The organism is Streptomyces sp. V4I8 (assembly GCF_041261225.1).
Lineage (GTDB): Bacteria > Actinomycetota > Actinomycetes > Streptomycetales > Streptomycetaceae > Streptomyces.
The window spans coordinates 8,477,933-8,493,260 of sequence record NZ_JBGCCN010000001.1; the positions used below are offsets into that span (position 1 = coordinate 8,477,933).

The window sequence follows — 15,328 nt, forward strand, 5'->3', positions numbered from 1 at the left end:
TCAACCGTGAGTCGACCCCGCATTGTGATCGTCGGCGCCGGATTCGCCGGGTACCGGGCGGCCCGGACCCTGTCCCGGCTCACCCGGAACAAGGCCGACATCACCCTGCTGAACCCGACCGACTACTTCCTGTATCTGCCCCTGCTGCCCCAGGTCGCCGCCGGCATCCTGGAACCGCGCCGGGTGACCGTCTCCCTCTCCGGCACCCTGCCCCATGTACGGCTCGTCCTGGGCGAGGCCGACTCCATCGACCTCGACGGGCACACCGTCCACTTCACCGGACCCGAGGGCGACGGCGGAACCCTGCCCTTCGACCGGATCATCCTCGCCGCGGGCAGCGTCAACAAGCTGCTGCCCATCCCCGGCGTCGCCGAGCACGCGCACGGCTTCCGTGGCCTGCCCGAGGCGCTGTACCTGCGCGACCATGTGACCCGGCAGGTGGAGCTGGCGGCCGCCGCCGACGACCCCGAGAGCTGCGCCGCGCGGTGCACCTTCGTCGTCGTGGGTGCCGGGTACACCGGTACGGAGGTCGCCGCGCAGGGCCAGCTCGTCACCGACGCCCAAGTGCGCAAACACCCGCTGCGGGCGGGCATGCGGCCGCGCTGGCTGCTGCTCGACATCGCCGACCGTGTCCTGCCCGAGCTGGACGAGAGGCTCTCGCGCACCGCCGACCGGGTGCTGCGGCAGCGGGGCGTGGACGTACGGATGGGCACCTCCGTGAAGGAGGCGACGCACGGTGGGGTGCTGCTGACCGACGGCGAGTTCGTCGACACCCGCACCCTGGTGTGGTGCGTGGGAGTACGGCCCGACCCGCTCGCGGAGTCCCTCGGACTGCCCCTGGAGCGGGGCCGTCTCCTCGTCGACCCCCACCTCCAGGTGCCGGGCCGGCCCGAACTGTTCGCCGCCGGGGACGGGGCCGCCGTGCCCGACCTGGAGAAGCCCGGCGAGTACACGCCGATGACGGCCCAGCACGCCTGGCGGCAGGGCAGGACCGTGGCCCACAACGTCGCCGCGTCCCTGGGCCTCGGCGAGCGGCGCGCCTACCGCCACCGCGACATGGGCTTCGTCGTGGACCTCGGCGGCGTCAAGGCGGCCGCCAACCCGCTCGGCGTCCACCTGTCCGGCGTGGCGGCGGGCGCCGTCACCCGCGGCTACCACCTCGCCGCGATGCCCGGCAACCGCGTCCGCGTCGCCGCCGACTGGCTCCTGGACGCCGTACTGCCGCGCCAGGCCGTGCAGTTGGGGCTGGTGCGGTCGTGGTCGGTGCCGCTGGACACCGCCTCGCCGGAACTGGCGCGAACGCCGGGGCGGCCGGAGAAGACGCCTGCGCCCTCGGAGGGACCGAGTCCCGGGGCGTCCGGGTCGGCCGGACGCGAGCCCGAGCACGCGCAGGCGCGGCAGCCGAGCAGCGAGGCGGCGCAGACCCGGTCCGGCGGTGAGCCGGCGAAGAACCTGCCCGCGGGTGAGCCGGCGAAGAACCTGCCCGCGGGTGAGCCGGCGAAGAACCAGCCCGCGGGTGAGCCCGCGAAGAACCAGCCCGGCGGTGAACCCGCGAAGAACCAGCCCGGCAGCGAGCCGGCCAAGAACCAGCCCGGCAGCGAGCCGGCCAAGGGTCCGGGGCCCGGCCCCGCGGTCGGATCCGAGCCGCCCGACCCCGTCCAGGACCCCGACGCCGGCAAGCACCATGAACCGCCCGGCCCGGTGACGCGCCCCGATCTGCGAGCGGGCCGGGAGCCGGAACCCGGTTCCCCCGCGGGCGGTGAGGCGCCTCCTGGCTCGCCGGCCGTCCACAAGCCGCATCCGGACGCGCCCATCGCCCCCGAACCCCGCTCCCCCCAGCCTTCCGAAGGAGACCAGGACACCCATGAACACCGCTGAACTCGTCGAGCTGGCCCAGCAGTTGCGCGTGGACAGTGTGCGTGCCGCCGATGCCGCGGGGTCGGGGCATCCGACGTCGTCGATGTCCGCCGCGGACCTGATGGCCGTACTCCTCGCGGAACACCTCCGCTACGACATCGACCGCCCCGCCCACCCCGGCAACGACCGCTTCGTCCTCTCCAAGGGGCACGCCTCGCCCCTCCTCTACGCCGCCTACAAGGCCGCGGACGCCATCGAGGACGGCGAACTGGTCACCTTCCGCAAGCTCGGCAGCCGGCTCGAAGGGCATCCGACGCCGCGGCGGCTGCCGTGGGTGGAGACCGCGACGGGTTCGCTCGGGCAGGGACTGCCGATCGGCGTCGGGATCGCGCTGGCCGGGAAGCGGCTGGACCGCACCGGGTACCGGGTGTGGGTGCTGTGCGGGGACAGCGAGCTCGCCGAGGGATCCGTGTGGGAGGCCGCCGAGCACGCGGCGTACGAGCATCTGGACAACCTCACCGCGATCGTCGACGTGAACCGGCTGGGCCAGCGCGGACCGACCCGGCACGGACATGACCTCGACGCCTACGCCCGCCGCTTCCAGGCCTTCGGCTGGCACACCATCGAGGTCGACGGGCACGACGTGGACGCCATCGACCGCGCGTACGGGGAGGCCGAGTCCACCGTCGGACAGCCCACCGTGATCCTTGCCCGCACCCTCAAGGGCAAGGGCGTCGGGGCCGTCGAGGACCGCGAGGGACTGCACGGCAAGCCGCTGCCGGACGCCGACGAGGCCATCGCCGAGCTCGGCGGACCGCGTGACCTGCGCGTCCGGGTCCATGAGCCGCCCGCCACCCGCATGCTGCACGCCGTACGCGCCGGACACGTCGAACTGCCCCGCTGGGAGACGGGCGAGGAGGTCGCCACCCGCAACGCCTACGGCGAGGCGCTCGCCGCGCTCGGCACCGGCCGCGGCGACATCGTCGCCCTCGACGGCGAGGTGAGCGACTCCACCCGCGCCGAGTTCTTCGCCAAGGAGCACCCCGACCGGTTCTTCGAGTGCTACATCGCCGAGCAGCAGCTGGTCGCCGCGGCGGTGGGGCTCGCGACCCGCGGCTGGGTGCCGTACGCCTCGACCTTCGCGGCCTTCCTCACCCGCGCCCACGACTTCGTGCGCATGGCGTCCGTCAGCGGCGTCGGCATCAACCTCGTCGGCTCGCACGCGGGCGTCGCCATCGGGCAGGACGGCCCGAGCCAGATGGGCCTGGAGGACCTGGCGATGATGCGGGCCGTGCACGGCTCGACCGTGCTGTACCCGTGCGACGCCAACCAGACCGCACAGCTCGTCGCCGCCATGGCGGGCCTGGACGGCGTCCGCTATCTGCGCACCTCGCGCGGCGCCGCCCCGGTGATCTACGGCCCCGACGAGGAGTTCCCGGTCGGCGGCAGCAAGGTGCTGCGCTCCAGTGACCGCGACCGGCTGACCGTCGTCGCGGCCGGCGTCACCGTGCACGAGGCACTCGCCGCCGCCGACGCGCTGGAACGCGATGGCATCCAGGTCAGGGTCGTCGACCTCTACTCGGTCAAGCCCGTCGACCGGGCCACCCTGCGCCGGGCCGCCGAGGAGACCGGCTGCCTGCTCACCGTGGAGGACCACCACGAGGAGGGCGGCCTCGGCGACGCCGTCCTCGACGCCTTCCTCGACGGCCGCCCGGTGCCCCGTCTGGTGCGCCTCGCCGTCCGCAGGATGCCCGGCTCGGCCTCGCCGGACGAGCAGCTGCACGCCGCGGGTATCGACGCCGCGTCCATCGCCGCCGCGGGGAAGCTGCTGGTGGAGGAGGCGGTCGTACGGTGACCGGCGGCGACGATACGAAGCGGGTGCGGGCGGGCCGTCGTACCGTCGAGGTCAAACGCGTCGACAAGGTGCTCTTTCCCGGTGACGGGGACGCGAAGGAGTACACCAAGGGCGACCTCGTCGACTACTACCGGTCCGTCGCCGAGTTCATGCTGCCGCACCTGCGCGGCCGTCCGCTGATGCTGGAGCGGCACCCCGACGGCGTCGACGGACCGCAGTTCATGCAGAAGAACACCCCGGAGCACTACCCGGAGTGGATCACCCGGGTCGAGGTGGCCAAGGAGGACGGCACCGTCCGCCACACGGTCTGCGACGACGTCGCGACCCTCGTCTACCTCGCCGACCAGGCCTGTCTCACCCTGCACCGCTGGCTGTCGCGCACCGACCGGATCGACTTCCCCGACCGGATGGTCTTCGACCTCGACCCGGCTGGCGACGACTTCGGGCAGGTGCGGGAGGCGGCCGGGCTGCTCGGTGAGCTGCTCGACACGCTGAAGCTCCCGTCGGCGCTGATGACGACCGGGTCGCGCGGCCTGCACGTGGTCGTACCGCTGAAGGGGGAACAGGACTTCGACGAGGTGCGCGGGTTCGCCCGGGACGTCGCCGACACCCTCGTCGATGCCCACCCGGACCGGCTCACCACCGCCGCCCGCAAGAAGGACCGCGGCGACCGCCTCTATCTGGACGTACAGCGCAACGCCTACGCCCAGACGGCGGTCGCGCCCTTCACCGTGCGCCCCCGGCCGGGCGCCCCCGTGGCCACGCCCCTGACCTGGGCCGAGCTGGACGACCCGGACCTCGACGCCCGCCGCTGGACCATCGCCGATGCCGTGGAGCAGGCCCGCACCAACCCGTGGGCGGGGGTGATGAGCCGCCCCCGCGCCCTGGGGCCCGCCCGGCGCAGGCTCGACGCACTCCGTGGCTGACACACACGAACTCACGGGTTTGGCCAACGCCTTCCGGGCCACTCGCCGTGGGAGGCGCCCATGACTGATTCACAGAACTCACCCAAATCATCCAGACAACGACAGGGCGGGGCGGACGACATGCCGAGCCCGATGGAGGTCCTGCGCCAGGCGCGCGCCCAGCTCGCCGAGCTCACCGGCAAGGCCGCGGAGACGGTGTCCTCGTTCGAACAGACCGAGGACGGCTGGGCGCTGGAGATCGAGGTCCTGGAGCTGACCCGTGTCCCCGACACGATGAGTCTGATGGCGAGCTACCAGGTGGAGCTCGACCAGCAGGGACGGCTCACCGGCTACCGGCGTGTCCGCCGCTACGAACGCGGACGGTCCGACGCACACAGGCCGGGCGGCCGCTAGGCCGCCCGCCCACGCCCGTCACACCATCCCCAGACAAGGAGGAACAGCCGGCATGACCGTAGTACCGGCACAGCAGACCGGAGGCGGAGGCGGCAGCAGCGGCCTCTATGACGTCCTGGAGCTCGTCCTCGACAGGGGGCTCGTCATCGATGCGTTCGTACGGGTCTCCCTCGTCGGCATCGAGATCCTCAAGATCGACGTCCGGGTCGTCGTCGCCAGCGTCGACACCTATCTCCGCTTCGCCGAGGCGTGCAACCGGCTCGACCTGGAGGCCGGACCGCGCAAGGACCCGGGCCTGCCCGACCTCGTCGGCGAGCTCACCGAGTCCGGCGCGCGCGGCAAGTCGAAGGGGGCGCTGTCCGGCGCCGCGGAGACCATCTCCGACGCCTTCAAGCAGGCACGGGACGAAGGGGAGCGCGAGCCCAAGCCGCGCGCCCGTAAGTCCACGGCGGCCCGCAGGAAGGAGGAGCAGGAGTGAGCACGTACGTGTACGGCATCACCGCGAGCTCGCACCCCTCACTTCCGAGCGCCGTGGGCGGCGTCGGCGACCCGCCGAGCCCGATCCGCGTACTGAAGGAGGGTGGCCTGGCCGCCCTGGTCAGCGACGCCCCCGAAGGGCTGCGCCCCAAGCGCAAGGAACTGCTCGCCCACTCGAACGTGCTCGCCGAGGCGGGCGCGGCCGGGTGCGTGCTGCCCATGCGGTTCGGGAGCATCGCCCCCGACGACGACACGGTCACCGGAGTCCTCGCCGAACGTGCCGAGCACTACAAGGAACGCCTCACGGCCCTGGACGGCAAGGTCGAGTACAACATCAAGGCCAGCCACTCCGAAGAGGCCGTGCTGCACAGCGTGCTGTCCGAGAACCCGGAGATCCGGGCCATCACGGAGGCCAACCGGCAGGCAGGCGGCGGTACTTACGAGGAACGGCTCCGGCTCGGCGAGATGGTGGTCGCCGCGGTCAAGGCCCAGGAGGCCGAGGACGCGACCGACGTACAGCACACCCTGGAACCGGCCGCGGACGCGGTCAGCGTGGGCCCCGACTCCAGCGGCTGGCTCGCCAACGTGTCGTTCCTGGTGGACCGCGAGGGGGTCGAGACCTTCCTCACTGCGGTGGAACAGCTCCGCAAGGGCCACCCCCACCTCGATCTGCGCGTCAACGGCCCGCTGCCGCCGTACAGCTTCGTCGATCCCGGTCCCGCCGAGCCCGCGGGGACCATGACCGGCGCGGAGAGCGCGGAGGAGTGAGGCCGTGGGACTGATCGGAGAAGTGGCGCTGCTGCCGTTCGCCCCGGTGCGCGGCAGCGCGTGGGTGATCAGACAGGTCTTGCAGGAGGCGGAGCGCCTCTACTACGACCCGGCGACCGTGCGCGCCGAACTGGCCGCCCTGGAAGAGCAGTTGACCGCGGGCGAGATCGACGAGGAGGAGTTCGACCGCCGGGAGGACGAGCTCCTCGACCGGCTCGAGACCGCCCTTGCGCACGGCACGGGCAAGTGATGGGACGGCACGATGAACCGAGTGGGACTGGGCCTCGCGGTAGGGGCCGGATACGTCCTCGGACGTACGAAGAAGATGAAGCTGGCCTTCGCCATCGGCACGTTGGCGGCCGGCAAGCGGATGCAGCTGAGCCCGCGGGCGCTCGCGGACCTGGTGTCGCAGCAGCTGCAGAACAACCCGCAGTTCAAGGAGATCGGGGACCAGCTGCGCGAGGACCTGCGCGGGGTGGGCAAGGCCGCGTCGGGCGCCATGTTCGAGCGGCAGCTCGACGCCTTCGCCGACCGGCTGCACGGCCGTACCGCACAGGTCCGTGACCAGTTGGCCGGCGTCGCGCCCGGGACGGAGGATCTCGGTCCGGACGACGAGGAGTACGAGGAGCCGGAAGAGGAAGACGCTGAGGAACCCGAGGCCGAGGCTGAGGAATCCGAGGCTGAGGAGCCTGAGGCTGAGGAGCCCGAGGCCGAGGAGGAGCCGCGCCGGAAGGCGGCGAAGAAGGCACCGGCGAAGAAGGCTCCGGCCAAGAAGGCTCCGGCGAAGAAGGCCGCCGCGAAGAAGGCGCCCGCCAAGAAGACCGCGGCGAAGAAGGCCGCGGCCAAGAAGACACCGGCGGCGAAGAAGACGGCCGACAGGAAGCCCGCCGCCAAGAAGACGACCGCGGCGCGCGGGGGCGCCCGCAGCGCACGGTCCCGGCTGCAGAAGGGCGGCGACGAGCGATGACCGAGACAGTCGGATCCGCGACCTCCGCGGCCAAAGGGGCCACGGGGCCGATCAGCGGCCTGGCGCACAGCGAGGCCGCCGACCGGCTCAAGGCCGAAGTGCAGGAGTACCTCGCCGCCCAGGCCACGCGGCTGCTGACCGGCGCCGGCCACAAACTCGGCGAGGCCACGGGCAAGCTGACCGACATGGCCGAGGGCCGCAGCCCCGGCTTCGCCAAGCTCGCCCTGGACGGCGGCCGCAAGATCGCCGAAGGCAAGGGACCGCTGCGCACAGCGCTGGAGCTCGGCGCCACACGCGTCAAGGACAACGTGACCGGCGCGCTGAAGAACCTTGGCGGCGGCAAGGGCGGCGGCAAGGGCGGGGCGGGCAAGAAGCCCACCGTCATCCTTGAGTACGTCGACGTCGGCGTCCCGCTGCGCACCGCGTACGACCAGTGGACCCAGTACCAGGACTTCAGCACCTTCGCCAAGGGCGTGCAGAGCGCGAACCGCGCCGACGACACGACCTCCGACTGGCAGCTGAAGGTCTTCTGGTCCAACCGCAGCTGGAAGGCGCAGACCACCGAGCAACTGCCCGACGACCGGATCGCCTGGACCTCCGAGGGCGCCAAGGGCACCACGAAGGGCGTCGTCTCCTTCCACCGGCTTGCCGACAACCTCACCCGGGTCCTGCTGGTCGTCGAGTACTACCCGCAGGGCCTCTTCGAGAAGACCGGCAACATCTGGCGCGCCCAGGGCCGCCGCGCCCGGCTCGACCTCCAGAACTACGTCCGCTTCATCACCCTCAAGGGAGAGGCGGAGGACGGCTGGCGCGGTGAGATCCGCGACGGCGAAGTCGTCCGCAGCCACGAGGACGCGGTCGCGGAGGAGGACGAGGAGGCGTACGAAGGAGAAGAGCAGGAAGACGGCGAAGCCGCGTACGCGGAGGAGGAGAACGGGGAGTACCCGGACGAGGACACCGGGGAAAACGAGGAAGCGGAGGACACCGAGGACACGGAGGAGCCGGAGGGCGAGTACGAGGCCGACGGCGAAGACGAGTACGAGGCGGATGCCGAGGACGAGTACGAGGACGAGCCCGAGGCTGACGCCGAGGAGGAGCCCGAGCCCGAGGACGAGGACGAGTACGCCGGTGGCAGGAGCCGCCGATGACGACTCCCGGGCGGCTGCCCCAGCCCTATGGCCACGACAGCAGTGCCAACCTCGCCGACATCCTGGAAAGGGTGCTCGACAAGGGCGTGGTCATCGCGGGCGACATCCGGATCAACCTGCTCGACATCGAACTCCTCACCATCAAGCTGCGGCTCATCGTGGCCTCCGTCGACAAGGCGAAGGAGATGGGTATCGACTGGTGGGAGGACGATCCGGCGCTGTCGACCCGCGCCCGGCGCGACGAACTCGCCCGGGAGAACGCCGAGTTGCGTGAGCGCCTGGCCCAGCTGGAGCCCGCCCGGCAACAGGAGGAGGCCTCATGACCGGACTGCGCTACGTCTACGCCGTCTGCCGCCCCTTCGGCTCCGCCCTCCAGAGGCAGCTGATGGGGGTCGCCGGGTCGCCCCCCAAGCAGCTGACGCACCACGGCCTGATCGCCGTCGTCAGTACGGTGCCGGAGGCGGACTTCGCCGAGGAGGCGCTGCGCGCCCACCTGGAGGACCTGGACTGGCTCACCGCCACGGCCCGGGCCCACCAGCAGGTCATCGACGCGCTCACCGTCGTGACCACCCCGCTGCCGCTGCGGCTCGCCACCGTCTTCCGGGACGACAGCGGCGTACGGACCATGCTGGAGGCCCGTGAGGAGGACTTCCGGCGCGTCCTGGACCGGCTGGAGGGCCGGGTCGAGTGGGGCGTGAAGGTGTACGCCGAACCTGAAACCACGGAGGCCGCGCAGCCCACCGAGCCCGCGCGGCCGGAGGAGGGGGTGCCCGGTTCGGGCCGCGACTATCTGCGCCGGCGCCGAATGCAGACCCGGGCCCGGGAGGACGTGTGGCAGAAGGCCGCCGCATTCGCCGGCCGGCTCCACGAAACACTTTCCGCGTTCGCCGAGGATTCCCGGCTGCACGCTCCGCAGAACACCGCACTTTCCGGTGCGTCCGGGCAGAACATGCTCAACGCCGCCTATCTGGTGCCGCGCGCCGTTTCCGAGGAATTCGTGGAACTGGTGGACCGGGAGAAGGACGACGCCCCCGGAATCCGGGTCGAACTCACCGGGCCCTGGGCGGCCTATTCCTTCACCGACGAGTTCGCGGAGGAGCCGGAGGTGGAGCCGTGACCGCCGTCGAACGCCGTGAGATCGCCCTCGTGGACCTGCTCGACCGGCTGCTCTCCGGGGGCGTCGTGGTCACGGGGGACATCACTTTGCGGATCGCGGACGTCGACCTGGTCCGGATCGACCTGAACGCGCTGATCAGCTCGGTCAACGAGCAGGTCCCGTCACCCTGGGGGGAATTGGTGTGACGTCCCACCGCAACCGGCTGGACCTCGACCCCGACACCGTGGAACGCGACCTCGTGAAGCTCGTCCTGACGGTCGTGGAGCTGCTGCGTCAGCTCATGGAGCGCCAGGCGCTGCGCCGCTTCGACACGGGCGACCTGAGCGAGGAGCAGGAGGAACGCATCGGGCTCACGCTGATGCTGCTGGACGACCGTATGACCGAGCTGCGGGACCGCTACGGACTGCGGCCCGAGGACCTGAACCTGGACCTCGGGCCGCTGGGACCGTTGCTTCCCAGGCAGTGAGAACGGAACCGTAGTTTCCCGGGAAGCTGTAGTTTCCCGGGAAACCGTAGTTTCCCGGGAATGAGAAATCGGCAGTGAAATAAATTCACTGCCGATTTCTCGCTGTTAACTTGGATTTACCATCGGTACCAGCGACCCCTGCCTCCTGCCGCGGTGGTGCCGCGCATCACGAAACCCAGGAGCCACAGCACCAGAACCACGACCGCGATCCACCAGAGTGCCTTCAGTGCGAACCCGGCGCCGAAGAGAATCAGGGCCAGCAGCAACACGAGCAGAATAGGAACCATAGTTTTTTGACCTCCTGCTCATCGGGTTTCCAGAAAAACGCGATTCAGGCATCTTTACGGCACAGAATCTCCCCGTGCAGAACACTGAACCAGCCTTCTTCCTGTCGGCCCCACTCCCGCCAGGCCTCCGACACGGCGCGCAGTTGCTCCGCGCTCGCATGTCCGCCCTCCGTGGCCCGCTCGGCGTACGCCGAGGCCAGCGTGCGGTCCGCCCACAGCCCGCTCCACCAGGCCCGCTCGTCCGGCGTCGAGAAGGTCCAGGTGCTCGACGTGGCCGTGATGTCCGTGAACCCGGCCCGCAGCGCCCAGGACTTCAGCCGGCGCCCGGCGTCCGGCTCGCCGCCGTTGGCGCGGGCGACCCGGCGGTACAGGTCCAGCCAGGCGTCCATGCCCGGGGGCGCCGGATACCAGGTCATGGCCGCGTAGTCCGAGTCGCGGACCGCGATGAAGCCGCCCGGCCTGGTCACCCGCTTCATCTCACGCAGCGCGGTCACCGGATCGCCGACGTGCTGCAGCACCTGGTGGGCGTGGACGACACAGAACGTGTCGTCCGGGAAATCCAGGGCGTGCACGTCCGCGACCGCGAAGTCGACGTTCGCCAGACCGCGCCCGGTGGCCGTGGCCCGGGCCTGGTCCAGGATCTCCGGCGCCCGGTCGACACCGGTGACCTGCCCGTCGGGGACCAGGGCCGCCAGGTCGGCGGTGATGGTCCCCGGGCCGCAGCCGACGTCGAGGATCCTCATGTGCGGCTTCAGCGAGCCGAGCAGGTAGGCCGCCGAGTTGGCGGCCGTACGCCAGGTGTGCGAGCGCAGTACGGACTCGTGGTGCCCGTGGGTGTAGACGGCGGTCTCCTGGGCCTTCGACATGCGTGTTCCCCTCGTCTCGTCCTGCCGGGCGGTGCTCCATACGGTACGCCCGCATGTCGAATGGTGAGACCTGCGTTTTGCTATCTGGACTGACGGGGCATCAGGCCCCGGGCAGCGGGCGGTAGACCGTCAGCGCCTCCGGCAGCTTCTCCAGCGTCACCTCGCCGTCCACCTCCGTGACTTCGCCGTCGTACGCGAGGAGCGCGCCCGGGGTGACGCCGGACAGGTGCAGCCGGCCGACCTGGACCGCCGCGTGAGCCGGTGAGCGGGTCAGCGGGCCCGCCACGGCGGCCGCGAGCAGACGCAGCGCGGGCCGGCGTCCGCCGTGCACGACCCGTACGTCGAGCACGCCGTCCGCGAGATTCAGGCGCCGGGCGGGGGCGAGGCCCATCCGGTGGTAGGTGCCGTTCCCGGCGAACAGCATCCACAACGGATGCGCGCGGCCCGCGACTTCGGCCTGCAGCGGGTGCCGGTCCCGGCGCAGGACACGCAGGGCCCCGAGCACCCCGGCCGGCCAGGCACCGATGCGGGACGAGAAGCGGTCCCGCTCGCGCACCAGCTCCGGGTACACGCCGAGGCTGCACGTGTTGAGGAAGACGCCCTGCCGTCCGTCGCAGGTGAACCGGCCCACGTCCACGCGCACGGCCTCGCCGCGCTGGATGGCCCGGCTCAGATCGCGTTCGTCCTCCACACCCAGGTCGAGGGCGAAGTGGTTCAACGTGCCGCCGGGCAGCACCGCGAGCGGCAGGCCGAACTCCAGCGCCACCTCGGCCGCCGCGTTCACCGTGCCGTCGCCGCCGCACACCCCGAGCACCCGGGCCCGGACGGCCGCCTTGCGCAACTCGGCCGGGGTGTCCGCCGGTTCGCACTCGACGAGCTCGGCACGCGGCAGCGTGTCCAGCAGCGCGTGCACCCGGTCGGAGCTGCCCGACCCCTTGTTGGCCACCACGACCAGGCCGTCGCCGTCCTCCAGCGCCGGGACGTCCGTACAGGGCCGGGCCGGCGGGACCAGCCGGTCACGCGTCGGCACCATGCCCCGTACGGCGAACGCGGCACCCGCGCCCAGGGCCGCGCCCGCCACCACGTCGCTCGGGAAGTGGACGCCGGTGTACACCCGCGACAGCGCGACCGACCAGGCGATCGGGGCCACCGCCAGGCCCCAGGCGGGCGACTCCAGCGCGACTCCGGTCGCGAACGCGGTCGCCGACGCGGCGTGCCCGGACGGGAACGAGGTGGTGATCGGCTGCCGCTTCAGCTGCCGGCCCAGCGGTACGGGGTCCAGGACGGGACGGGGGCGGCGCACCGACCGCTTGCCGAGGGTGTTGATGGTCAGCGAGGCCAGGCTCAGCGAGGCGAGGCCCCGGGCCGCGGCCCGGCGGGCCCTGGGGGTACGGCTGGCGGCGATCGCGGCGGCCGTCGCGAACCACAGCACACCGTGGTTCGCGCTCCGGCTCAGCCGCGGCAGGACCGGCTCGGCGTACGGCCAGTTCCGCTCGGCGGCGAATTCGAACAGCCGGGAGTCGAGGGCGAGGAACCGGTTGCGCAGGGCGTGCCGGCCGGGTTTCGGGACGGTGAGGTCGACGTCTGGGCTCATACAGGGCTGGGTACCCTGAAGTCGCCGATTGCTGACCGGCCGGCGGTGACCGACACACGGAGGAACCCGTCCATGCGCCTGCTCCTCGTCCGCCACGGCCAGACTCCGTCCAACGTGGACCACCTGCTGGACACGGGTGTTCCGGGCGCCGGTCTGACCGCGCTCGGCGAACAGCAGGCCGCGGTTCTTCCCGAGGCACTGGCCGACGAGGACATCGAGGCGGTCTACGCCTCCACCCTGATCCGTACGCAGCTCACCGCCGCGCCGCTGGCCGCCGCGCGGGGCCTTGAGGTGTTCGCGGGGGACCTGGAGATGGTGCGCGGCGACACCGAACAGGGTGTGCTCTACATGAGGACGGTGTTCGCCTGGGCGGCCGGGGACACGGGGCTGCGGATGCCGGGCGGTGAGAGCGGTGCGGAGGCGCTGGCGCGCTACGACGCCGTGGTGGCGGAGGCCGCGGAGAGTGGGGCCGGGACGGTGGCCATGGTCAGTCACGGCGCCGCGATCCGTCTCTGGACGGCGGCGCGGGCGGCCAACGTGGACGTGCCGTTCGCCGCGGCGCACCCGCTGGACAACACCGGAGTGGTGATCCTTGAGGGAGCGCCGGGGGAGGGGTGGAAGGCGTTGACCTGGGCGGGGGCCGTGGTGGCTCCTGCGGGGGAGGGCGGACCGACGGGGTGGGCGGTGGACGCCGAGTAGGGCCGTGCCGGGGTTTCTCGCCCCCGCCGCCCCTACCCGTCCCATCCCTTGAAGGGGCTCCGCCCCTTCGACCCCGCCAAGGGGCTGCCGCCCCCCGGACCCCCCGCTATCGGCCTGCGGCCTCGTCCTCAAACGCCGGACGGGCTGAAATGACTGGGCCGGGGCCGGATATGCGTTTGCCCGAGCCCGTGGCTGGACCTCAGAATGCGCCCTATGGGACACCTGGAAGCCGCGCATCTCGAGTACTACCTTCCCGACGGGAGGGCATTGCTCGGCGACGTGTCGTTCCGGGTGGGGGAGGGCGCTGTCATGGCGCTCGTCGGGCCCAACGGGGCCGGGAAGACGACCCTGCTGCGGCTGCTCTCCGGGGAGCTGAAACCGCACGGCGGCACCGTCACCGTGAGTGGCGGCCTGGGTGTGATGCGGCAGTTCGTGGGATCCGTACGGGACGAGACGACCGTACGCGACCTGCTGGTGTCGGTCGCGCCGCCGCGTATCCGCGAGGCCGCGCGGGCCGTCGACGCCGCCGAGCACGGCATCATGACCGTCGATGACGAGGCCGCCCAGTTGAAGTACGCGCAGGCGCTCGCCGACTGGGCCGAGGCGCGGGGGTACGAGGCCGAGACGCTGTGGGACATGTGCACCATGGCCGCGCTCGGCGTGCCGTACGACAAGGCGCAGTGGCGGCAGGTGCGGACCCTGTCGGGCGGTGAGCAGAAGCGGCTGGTGCTGGAGGCGCTGCTGCGCGGCACCGACGAGGTGCTGCTGCTCGACGAGCCCGACAACTACCTGGATGTGCCCGGCAAGCGGTGGCTGGAGGAGCGGCTGAAGGAGACCCGTAAGACGGTCCTCTTCGTCTCCCACGACCGCGAACTCCTCGCCCGCACCGCGGAGAAGATCGTCTCCGTCGAACCCTCGCCCGCCGGGGCCGACGCCTGGGTGCACGGCGGCGGCTTCACCACGTATCACGAGGCCCGGCGCCAGCGCTTCGCCCGCTTCGAGGAGTTGCGCAAGCGCTGGGACGAGAAGCACGCCCAGCTGAAGAAGCTGGTGCTGACGCTCCGTCAAGCTGCCGAGAACAGCCCTGACATGGCCTCCCGCTACCGGGCCGCCCAGACCCGGCTGCGCAAGTTCGAGGAGATCGGCCCGCCGCCGGAGCCGCCGCGCGAGCAGGACATCAGGATGCGGCTGAAGGGCGGCCGTACCGGGGTACGGGCCGTCACCTGCGAGGGACTCGAACTCACGGGCCTGATGAAGCCGTTCTCCCTGGAGGTCTTCTACGGCGAACGGGTCGCCGTCCTCGGCTCCAACGGGTCCGGCAAGTCGCACTTCCTGCGGCTGCTGGCCGGCGACGACGTGGCGCACACGGGGGAGTGGAAGCTGGGTGCGCGGGTCGTGCCCGGGCACTTCGCGCAGACGCATGCGCATCCTGAGCTGGTCGGCCGTACGCTCCTCGACATCCTCTGGAAGGAGCATGCCCAGGACCGGGGCGCCGCGATGTCCCGGCTGCGCCGTTACGAGCTCACCCACCAGGCCGAGCAGGCCTTCGACCGCCTCTCCGGCGGCCAGCAGGCCCGTTTCCAGATCCTCCTGCTGGAACTCGAAGGCGTCACCGCCCTCCTCCTCGACGAGCCGACCGACAACCTCGACCTGGAGTCCGCCGAAGCCCTGCAGGAGGGGCTGGAGGCCTTCGAGGGCACGGTACTGGCCGTCACCCACGACCGCTGGTTCGCGCGCTCCTTCGACCGGTACCTGGTCTTCGGCAGTGACGGGCGCGTGCGGGAGACCGCGGAGCCGGTGTGGGACGAACGGCGGGTGGAGCGGGCACGGTAGTTCCTCGCCCCCGCCGGACGGGCTGAATCCAGCCCCTCCGGCGTTTGAGGAGCGGGGTCTGGGGCGGAGCCCCAG

At 71.7% G+C, this 15,328-nt stretch carries 18 protein-coding genes; 15 read left to right on the forward strand and 3 right to left on the reverse strand.

From position 1 onward, the window contains the following. Window positions 1–6: 6 nt before the first annotated feature. Genes ABIE67_RS38440 through ABIE67_RS38500 form a run of 13 tightly spaced genes read left to right on the forward strand, consistent with a single transcriptional unit; the run spans window position 7 to window position 9,974 of the window. Window positions 7–1,878 (forward strand): FAD-dependent oxidoreductase, encoded by a 1,872-nt coding sequence (locus tag ABIE67_RS38440; protein ID WP_370266144.1) that lies wholly within the window; start codon window positions 7–9, stop codon window positions 1,876–1,878. Next, window positions 1,865–3,712, forward strand: a complete 1,848-nt coding sequence (locus ABIE67_RS38445) for a transketolase (protein WP_370266145.1) — start codon at window positions 1,865–1,867, stop codon at window positions 3,710–3,712. The genes ABIE67_RS38440 and ABIE67_RS38445 overlap by 14 nt, the downstream gene beginning before the upstream one ends. Then, a complete protein-coding gene (gene ligD / locus ABIE67_RS38450; protein ID WP_370266147.1) occupies window positions 3,709–4,638 on the forward strand; it encodes a non-homologous end-joining DNA ligase in 930 nt (309 codons plus the stop codon). The genes ABIE67_RS38445 and ligD overlap by 4 nt, the downstream gene beginning before the upstream one ends. Window positions 4,639–4,698: 60 nt before the next feature. After that, on the forward strand, window positions 4,699–5,031 hold the full coding sequence (locus ABIE67_RS38455; RefSeq protein WP_370266148.1) for a gas vesicle protein: 333 nt from the start codon (window positions 4,699–4,701) through the stop codon (window positions 5,029–5,031). A 52-nt stretch (window positions 5,032–5,083) separates the two neighbouring features. Then, window positions 5,084–5,509, forward strand: a complete 426-nt coding sequence (locus ABIE67_RS38460; protein WP_370266149.1) for a gas vesicle structural protein GvpA — start codon at window positions 5,084–5,086, stop codon at window positions 5,507–5,509. Then, entirely contained in the window at window positions 5,506–6,276 is a 771-nt protein-coding gene (locus ABIE67_RS38465; protein WP_370266151.1) for a GvpL/GvpF family gas vesicle protein, read from the forward strand. Before ABIE67_RS38460 ends, ABIE67_RS38465 begins: the two co-directional genes overlap by 4 nt. Before the next feature lie 4 nt (window positions 6,277–6,280). After that, entirely contained in the window at window positions 6,281–6,526 is a 246-nt protein-coding gene (locus tag ABIE67_RS38470) for a gas vesicle protein GvpG (RefSeq protein ID WP_370266152.1), read from the forward strand. 12 nt (window positions 6,527–6,538) lie between these two features. After that, window positions 6,539–7,243 (forward strand): histone H1-like repetitive region-containing protein, encoded by a 705-nt coding sequence (locus ABIE67_RS38475; RefSeq protein ID WP_370266153.1) that lies wholly within the window; start codon window positions 6,539–6,541, stop codon window positions 7,241–7,243. Then, window positions 7,240–8,391, forward strand: a complete 1,152-nt coding sequence (locus ABIE67_RS38480; RefSeq protein ID WP_370266155.1) for an SRPBCC family protein — start codon at window positions 7,240–7,242, stop codon at window positions 8,389–8,391. The genes ABIE67_RS38475 and ABIE67_RS38480 overlap by 4 nt, the downstream gene beginning before the upstream one ends. Next, window positions 8,388–8,714 carry a gas vesicle protein gene (locus ABIE67_RS38485; protein WP_370266156.1) on the forward strand — a complete coding sequence of 109 codons (327 nt, stop codon included), beginning with the start codon at window positions 8,388–8,390 and terminating at the stop codon, window positions 8,712–8,714. Before ABIE67_RS38480 ends, ABIE67_RS38485 begins: the two co-directional genes overlap by 4 nt. Further along, window positions 8,711–9,508, forward strand: coding sequence for a GvpL/GvpF family gas vesicle protein (locus ABIE67_RS38490; protein WP_370266157.1), 798 nt, complete (start codon window positions 8,711–8,713; stop codon window positions 9,506–9,508). The genes ABIE67_RS38485 and ABIE67_RS38490 overlap by 4 nt, the downstream gene beginning before the upstream one ends. Further along, on the forward strand, window positions 9,505–9,693 hold the full coding sequence (locus ABIE67_RS38495) for a gas vesicle protein (protein WP_370266159.1): 189 nt from the start codon (window positions 9,505–9,507) through the stop codon (window positions 9,691–9,693). The genes ABIE67_RS38490 and ABIE67_RS38495 overlap by 4 nt, the downstream gene beginning before the upstream one ends. Beyond that, entirely contained in the window at window positions 9,690–9,974 is a 285-nt protein-coding gene (locus tag ABIE67_RS38500) for a gas vesicle protein K (RefSeq protein ID WP_370266160.1), read from the forward strand. Before ABIE67_RS38495 ends, ABIE67_RS38500 begins: the two co-directional genes overlap by 4 nt. A gap of 116 nt (window positions 9,975–10,090) precedes the next feature. Here the strand turns inward: ABIE67_RS38500 and ABIE67_RS38505 are convergent, their stop codons facing one another. From ABIE67_RS38505 to ABIE67_RS38515, 3 genes are all read right to left on the reverse strand, one after another. Beyond that, window positions 10,091–10,261, reverse strand: coding sequence for a hypothetical protein (locus ABIE67_RS38505; RefSeq protein WP_030047999.1), 171 nt, complete (start codon window positions 10,259–10,261; stop codon window positions 10,091–10,093). Between the two features lie 44 nt (window positions 10,262–10,305). Then, a complete protein-coding gene (locus ABIE67_RS38510) occupies window positions 10,306–11,127 on the reverse strand; it encodes a class I SAM-dependent methyltransferase (RefSeq protein WP_370266161.1) in 822 nt (273 codons plus the stop codon). Window positions 11,128–11,227: 100 nt separating this feature from the next. Beyond that, window positions 11,228–12,721 carry a bifunctional phosphatase PAP2/diacylglycerol kinase family protein gene (locus ABIE67_RS38515; RefSeq protein ID WP_370266162.1) on the reverse strand — a complete coding sequence of 498 codons (1,494 nt, stop codon included), beginning with the start codon at window positions 12,719–12,721 and terminating at the stop codon, window positions 11,228–11,230. 72 nt (window positions 12,722–12,793) lie between these two features. Between ABIE67_RS38515 and ABIE67_RS38520 the strand changes: the two genes are divergently transcribed. Then, complete coding sequence (locus tag ABIE67_RS38520) at window positions 12,794–13,420, forward strand: histidine phosphatase family protein (protein WP_370266164.1); 627 nt, start codon at window positions 12,794–12,796, stop codon at window positions 13,418–13,420. 213 nt (window positions 13,421–13,633) lie between these two features. Continuing rightward, window positions 13,634–15,253 carry an ABC-F family ATP-binding cassette domain-containing protein gene (locus tag ABIE67_RS38525; RefSeq protein ID WP_370266165.1) on the forward strand — a complete coding sequence of 540 codons (1,620 nt, stop codon included), beginning with the start codon at window positions 13,634–13,636 and terminating at the stop codon, window positions 15,251–15,253. Window positions 15,254–15,328: the final 75 nt, after the last annotated feature.